The organism is uncultured Legionella sp. (genome assembly GCF_937871865.1).
In the GTDB taxonomy this organism is placed as follows: domain Bacteria; phylum Pseudomonadota; class Gammaproteobacteria; order Legionellales; family Legionellaceae; genus Legionella.
The window spans coordinates 1-5,810 of the sequence record NZ_CALMPD010000201.1; the positions used below are offsets into that span (position 1 = coordinate 1).

A 5,810-nucleotide genomic window follows, 5' to 3' on the forward strand; every position below is an offset into this window, starting at 1 on the left:
AGAACTTTTTTATTTTGTTCATGAGTATCGACGCTCTCATTAGTAGGAGTTGAATTCGGTTTTGGCGATTGTTTTCCATCACTCAATTTCAGCATCATTATAGAAGTACTATTAGTACCCATAAGAACTCCTCACTTAAACATCTTATGGAATTAAGATAACACAAACAAATTAAGGAATTATTAAGAATTTAATTTTTTTTCTAACTATGCAACAACATGGCATGAATACACAATGCAGGAAAAGAAACGCCCAAACAATAATGTCATTGTAATCAGTCAGAACGAACAAGTGCTAATTACATGCTTTAAATCGGATAGCAGTGGATTTAACTCATAAGATTCATAGTCCTTGGAATCAAGTGCTGCCTGCCATATACCTTGAGGCCACAAGACATCATGTTTATTTCGGGCGATCACATGGACATGCAATTGAGATACGACATTACCCAGAGCCCCAATATTCAATTTGTCAGGATTAAAATAATGATGAACCACCAGAGATAATTGATTAATTTCCTCCATGAGCAGGTGTTGATTTTCTTTAGTTAACTGATAAATTTCCTGAATATTCTCAACTCTGGGCACTAATATAAACCAGGGAAAATGAGCTTCATTTTTTAATAGCACACGAGATAAAGGCCAATCCCCAAGAATAAAGCTCGTAGATAAAATTCGTTCATCAATACAAAACAAAAAAAGCCCCGCTGAAACAATGTATGCACCCTAGTCTAACAAAATAAACTGACAAAATTAAACGATACCGCGATAAATTTTAATAAACCTATTGAGTAATGATCCCATTTTGCGTTATGTTGAAATGACCTATTAAATAATAGGCATTAACAATTGTCATTTAAGGACGAATGCAATTGCTCAACTGACATAAACATGTTGGTCGACGATTGATAAGCTTTAGCAAAAGGAGGAGTCATGGCTAGAGGCGAAGTCAAATGGTTTAATAACGCCAAGGGTTGGGGATTTATTATCCCGGAAGGTGGTGGTGAGGATATTTTTGTCCATTTCTCATCGATTCACGGAACAGGATACAAAACACTCGTACCAGGCCAGATAGTTACCTACGAAGTGGAAAATGGCGAAAGAGGGCTTCATGCTTCTAACGTTATTGCGCTAAGTGAAACTGTTGAAGAAGAAATGGCATAATTTGATATATAAACTTTAGCGCAGTGGTATTTTAAAATTTGTGCTGCTGCGTCCATCATCTTGATGTATGATGACCTCATTTAATACCAGGTCTGAATGTTCTGATGAAACGAGGTTTATTGTTAATTAATCTTGGTACCCCTGAGCGTGATGATGTTGCGGCGGTAAAAACATACCTTCGCGAATTTCTCACTGACAAACGAGTTATCGATTTGCCTGCATTGATACGCTATATACTGGTGTATCTGGTGATCCTCCCTTTCAGAGCCCAAAAATCAGCTCATGCCTACCAGCTTATATGGACAGAACAAGGTTCCCCCCTACTCGTTCATAGTAAAAAGATGATGGCACAATTACAGCGTGAACTGGGTTCTGAATTTACGGTTGCGCTGGGAATGCGCTACGGCACCCCGTCCATACAAAATGCGCTGGCTCAATTAGATAAATGCGAATCCCTTACCGTCCTGCCACTATATCCTCAATATTCCTCTGCAGCAACAGGCTCATCCATTGAAGAGTTTATGCGCATTATCTCAACAAAAGAAGTGCTCCCATCAGTCACAATTATCCGTGATTTTTTCCAACACCCTGAATACATCAAAGCACAAGCTCAAGTAATTAAAAATCATTTACCTGAGGATACCTTTCTTCTTTTGAGTTACCATGGAATTCCTGAACGGCAGATTCAAAAAGGCGGATGCGAGACTGTATGTCAAGAAGATTGTCCGGCAGTGACCACCACTAATCAGGGGTGTTATAAGGCTCAATGCCATCAAACCAGCAGGCTCTTAGCCACAACATTAACGTTACATGCCCATCAATACAGCACGTCATTTCAATCACGACTTGGCAAGACACCCTGGATAAAACCTTATACCGATGATGTGCTTAGAGAACTAGCAGATAAAGGCATTAAACGATTGGCCATTACCTGCCCTTCATTTGTTGCTGACTGTATTGAAACTCTGGAAGAAATCGGAATGCGGGCACGAGAACAATGGATGGCACTCGGAGGGGAACAATTTACCTTAATACCGTGTATGAATGATACCCCTGAATGGATTAATGCGATGAAACAAATAGTTCAATAAAAAATTAGATATTCCATAAAGAATAAGTTCACAATATTCTTTTTATTCACTTGAACTCACATATCCCAAGAGTCTCTGCCATTAAGTTAAGGATTTGGCCGTCATCCTGAGGCGCTATAGACTAAGGATCTCCCTCGATTCAGGAGAACCTTCGCCATGCTCAGGATGACGTACTTTTCTTAACTTTATGGCGTGTTCCCAAGAGAGCGCCATGTTACTGCTGGCGTTTTTACCTTTGTTAAAAATACACCCAGAACATTATAGAGTACGATGCCTATCCTCTGGTTTGAGCAGTTCATTTCCTGTACTATGACAGCGTTGTTTTTTATAACTTTTATAGGAGATTATGTTGAAACGGATCTTTTTTTTAATGACGTTCGTAGCGACTCAAGCCTTTAGTGCCGTATTCAGCCATGATAATGTCAATGATTTAAAAAAACACTTTTTTGCTAACTTTCATGCCAACGGTGCTATTGTTGCCTCCCCTTCCCAACACAACCCCAATTACTATTATGACTGGGTAAGAGATTCAGCAATTGCTATGGGATTAGTGCAAACCTGGTATGAGTCCAATAATTCCTCTGAATACAAAAATCGTCTTCTTAATTATGTTGCCTGGACCCAAACCATCCAACATCAATATGATCCTATCCCAGGACAAGATATCTTGGGAGAACCTAAGTTTTATATAAATGGTTATCCTTTCGATGGTGCATGGGGCAGACCGCAAAATGATGGCCCAGCACTTCGTGCCTCCGTTTTGATACGATTCGCACATCAGCTAATCAATAGCAATGAAGGTGAATATGTCAAAACTCATTTATATAACAAAAGTATGGATCCCAATACCATGGGTGCCATCAAAATGGATTTGGAATTCATTGCTCATCATTGGCAACAGGCTAATTTTGATCTCTGGGAAGAGGTTCTTGGCGATCACTTTTTTACCGCAATAGCCCAAAAACAAGCTCTAACTGATGGTGCAAAACTCGCCCGACAACTAAATGACGAAGAAGCCGCAGTGTATTATGAAATTCAGGCCAATTTAATTGATAATCGATTAAGACAACATATTGATCACAAAAACCAATTAATTCAGGCCACACTTTTGCCTCATCCAGGACCACAAAAAGCATTTGAGTTAGATACATCAACTATTTTAGGGCTATTACTCAATCCCCAAGATAAAGGCATCTTCTCCCCTCACCACCCTTATGTAAAAAATACGGTCAATGCCTTACATGAGCAGTTTAATTTAATGTTTCCCATAAATAACAACCATGCAGGAGCCATACTCTTTGGGCGCTATCCCGGAGACACCTATGATGGATATCATACCGAGGGCAAAGGAAATCCATGGTTTATTTTAACAGCAACGATTGCGGAGTATTATTTCACTCTGGCGGATAGTTTGCCAATAACTCAAACCAATAAGTCCCTCATTGTTAAGTACATTAGCACCGGTGACGATTATTTAAAGCTTATCAAGAAATACGCTCCTGACATGAAAATAAGTGAACAAATCAATTTGGAATCAGGAATCCAACAAGGAGCAACTTCATTAACATGGAGCTATGTTTCAGTACTTCGCGCACTGCATTTAAGAGATAAGCTGGAACAAAAAATTAAAATATAGAGATATTTACTTTTTGATGCAAGTTTGGGGACATCCCAAACTTGCAACGATATTTTGTTAGAATTTCGTACTGGGTTCACTGGTCCTGTCACACCAATATTTTTAGCTCAGGGTTAAAAGTGACGCAGCCTTTTCAGTGTATAACTTTTCTGACTATTCCATTAATGAAGCACCTCACCAAAAAACAACAGAAAGACTCAAACTCGCCCATTATGATTTATAATTGAAGAAACACTATAACGGCTTTGAAATTATGCACCCTTCTAATCAATCTGAAAATCAAACCAGTCTTTACGGACTCGAAGAAAGTGAATTCGAACAAGTTATTGACTATGGATTAGAAGAATCAGTACCGGAACACATAGCTCTTCAAGAACCAAGTAACAATAAATTGCTTGTTGAAGAAAATAAAGAATTACGAGCTCTCTTTTGGAAAAAAGATCTTGCATATTCAGAGATTCTGCAGAAAAAGAATGAGCAAAATACGATACCTCAAGAAGAAAGCGAGACATTTTCATGGTTAATGGAGATAAATACTACTTTAAACGCCCAACTTGAAGAACAAAACCGTGCATATTCGGAACTTTTTCAGAAAAATAGTGAATTAAATAGTCAATTTACAGAAAAAGAGAATCATTTAAATAAGTTGAACACTGAGCTGGAACTGCAAAAGAGTTTAAATACAAACCTTAAGGCGCATCTCGGAAAAACAGCCCAAGAAACAAAAAGAACGACAGTACAGTTACAGGCACAATTGACGGATAAAGATGCTCAGCTGCGCGCTTTACAAGCGCAATTGGATAGTAAAGATACTCCACAAACATTAATGCAAGCTAAAAACATCAACTCACAAGAACAAACCCAGGAACGAATAGAAGAGTTGATACCAACACCGATGCCAATACGTCAAGAAAGCTCTTTCATTGCTATTTCTGAAGATCAAAACGTTTCAGATGAGCCGGAGCAAAAATCAGAAATTGTGCCCGCCCAACACACTGAGGATAGAAAAATAGTGGACAATAGCGGGGAAGGTAACTGTATGTATTATGCCTACGGCATTTCCTTGATGTATTACTTACGATCTAAAAATGATGAAGACCTTAGCGAAACAGTTTTTAACCGGTTAAATCTGAAAAACAAAGAGAAAGAGCAATTAAAAACGTTGTTGTTCAAAGATAAAAGACAACATTTCAGCGACAGCAGCATTAAATTAGTGATTGAACCCATCTTTAACAGGGCAGCTAGAGATCTGGTAGCAAAACATGCACGAGTTCGCCTCACAACAATTAGAAAGCATTGTGAATAGCTTTCAAGGCGAGGTATGAATAACCAAGGTAATTATCATTGGTACTCCATTATTCCAGAAGCGCAATTAATGATTATAAAACCGAAAGAAACAAATAACACAGAAATAACTCTTGCATCGGCTTCTAATCACAGCAATAAATTTTTTGACTCCCAAAAACAGGATTCTGATTACTCTCAAAAACTATCGACTGAAAATACCTTGAAGCCTAAATAGGCCGGGACGAAGGCTCATGCTCTGAGTAATTCTGTCGCAAAAATATTTTTGACTCAGGAATGGAGGTATTGGGGCCGATGCAAGTAGCCTCATTGACTCTTTCCCTTAATATAAGATTGAATTGACCAAGGGGATTTCACTCCTGTTGCTGTTAATACCGCTTGGGCATCTGATATAACCTACATGGCCCGTTGCAAAAGCGGAGCCAAAAATTCGCTAGTAACCAACCCTCCTTGTTGTCTGCGGTTTGAACGATTTTGCGGTTATTCTTTTGCATGTTATTCTGGAGAGTTAAGGAGAAATCATCGCTGCCCCACTGAGATAACATAAGGACATGAAGATGAAGAGGGTTCATTTAAAAAGAGCGGTTCTTACCGCAGCAATCGGATTATTATTAA

General features: G+C 38.7%; 6 protein-coding genes. 5 read left to right on the forward strand and 1 reads right to left on the reverse strand.

Going from position 1 to position 5,810, the window contains the following annotated elements:
- Positions 1–278 precede the first annotated feature (278 nt).
- Positions 279–695 (reverse strand): HIT domain-containing protein, encoded by a 417-nt coding sequence (locus Q0495_RS10780; protein WP_298626011.1) that lies wholly within the window; start codon positions 693–695, stop codon positions 279–281.
- A 237-nt stretch (positions 696–932) separates the two neighbouring features.
- On the opposite strand from Q0495_RS10780, the gene Q0495_RS10785 reads away from it, so the two are divergent.
- From Q0495_RS10785 to Q0495_RS10805, 5 genes are all read left to right on the forward strand, one after another.
- Positions 933–1,163, forward strand: a complete 231-nt coding sequence (locus Q0495_RS10785; RefSeq protein WP_298626013.1) for a cold-shock protein — start codon at positions 933–935, stop codon at positions 1,161–1,163.
- A 104-nt stretch (positions 1,164–1,267) separates the two neighbouring features.
- Entirely contained in the window at positions 1,268–2,254 is a 987-nt protein-coding gene (hemH, locus tag Q0495_RS10790; RefSeq protein WP_298626016.1) for a ferrochelatase, read from the forward strand.
- 370 nt (positions 2,255–2,624) lie between these two features.
- Positions 2,625–3,890, forward strand: a complete 1,266-nt coding sequence (locus tag Q0495_RS10795) for a glycoside hydrolase family 15 protein (protein WP_298626024.1) — start codon at positions 2,625–2,627, stop codon at positions 3,888–3,890.
- A gap of 223 nt (positions 3,891–4,113) precedes the next feature.
- The gene (locus tag Q0495_RS10800) at positions 4,114–5,196 is read left to right on the forward strand and encodes a hypothetical protein (protein ID WP_298626019.1); all 1,083 of its coding nucleotides are present in this window, start codon (positions 4,114–4,116) and stop codon (positions 5,194–5,196) included.
- A 15-nt stretch (positions 5,197–5,211) separates the two neighbouring features.
- The gene (locus Q0495_RS10805) at positions 5,212–5,412 is read left to right on the forward strand and encodes a hypothetical protein (RefSeq protein WP_298626022.1); all 201 of its coding nucleotides are present in this window, start codon (positions 5,212–5,214) and stop codon (positions 5,410–5,412) included.
- Positions 5,413–5,810: the final 398 nt, after the last annotated feature.